Source organism: Streptococcus mitis, assembly GCF_002096845.1.
Classification (GTDB): domain Bacteria; phylum Bacillota; class Bacilli; order Lactobacillales; family Streptococcaceae; genus Streptococcus; species Streptococcus mitis_A.
Window position 1 is genome coordinate 1 of the sequence record NZ_NCVK01000031.1, and the last position, 1260, is coordinate 1260.

The window sequence follows — 1260 nt, forward strand, 5'->3', positions numbered from 1 at the left end:
CCATCTGGTTTCTTAGGTGTTACTGTAACGTCACCTGTCTTAGGATCTTGTTCAACATCTACTGTTGGTGTCTTACGAGCTGGTGTTGTTACATCTACTGGTTGTGATGGTTTCTTATTAGGTTCAGTTACCGTTCCTTTTCCTGGGACATCTTTCTTAGGAAGCTTGTCATTTGGTACTTCACCTGAACCATTGTCGCCAATTGTAACTGTGATTGGTGTGCCATTTTCACCTGGAATTTCTACCGTAGTTCCTGGTGGGTATGTTGAACCGTCTGGTTTCTTAGGCGTTACAATCGCATTTCCATTTGGTTGTTGAGTGATTTCAATCTTACCTGGTTTTTCAGTTACTGGTGTTTCTGGTGTTACCTTAGCTGGAGTTTCTACTGGAACTTCAACTGCTGGTTTACCTGGTTCAGTAATCTTAGCTGTTCCTGGAACTTTGCCTTCTGGTAATTCACTGTTTGGTACTTTACCTTTACCGTCTTCACCGATTGTGACTGTGATTGGGTTACCATCTTTACCTGGGATTTCTACCTTAGTTCCTGGTGGGAATGTTGAGCCATCTGGTTTCTTAGGTGTTACTGTAACGTCACCTGTCTTAGGATCTTGTTCAACATCTACTGTTGGTGTCTTACGAGCTGGTGTTGTTACATCTACTGGTTGTGATGGTTTCTTATTAGGTTCAGTTACTGTTCCTGTTCCTGGGACATCTTTCTTAGGAAGCTTGTCATTTGGTACTTCACCTGAACCATTGTCGCCAATTGTGACAGTGATTGGTGTATTGTTTTCACCTGGAATCACTACCTTGCTGCCTGATGGGTATGTTGAACCATCTGGTTTCTTAGGCGTTACAACTGCATCACCATTTGGTTTGCGTGTGATTTCAATCTCACTTGGTGTTTCAGTTGTTGGTGTGGCTGGTGTTACCTTACCTGGTGTTGTGACTGGAACTTCCACAGCTGGTTTACCTGGTTCAGTAATCTTACCTGTACCTGGTACTTGACCGTCTGGTAAGTCACTGTTTGGTACTTTACCTTTACCGTTTTCACCGATTGTAACTGGGATTAGCTTACCATCTTTACCTGGAATTTCTACCGTAGTTCCTGGTGGGAATGTTGAGCCATCTGGTTTCTTCGGTGTTACTGTAACGTCACCTGTCTTAGGATCTTGTTCAACATCTACTGTTGGTGTCTTACGAGCTGGTGTTGTTACATCCACTGGTTGTGATGGTTTCTTGTTCGGTTCGGTTACTGTTCCT

At 43.3% G+C, this 1260-nt stretch carries 1 pseudogene; it reads right to left on the bottom strand.

Annotated elements, in window-relative coordinates:
- Positions 1 to 1260 (bottom strand): annotated as a pseudogene (locus B7695_RS11085) (hypothetical protein); the annotation flags it as partial.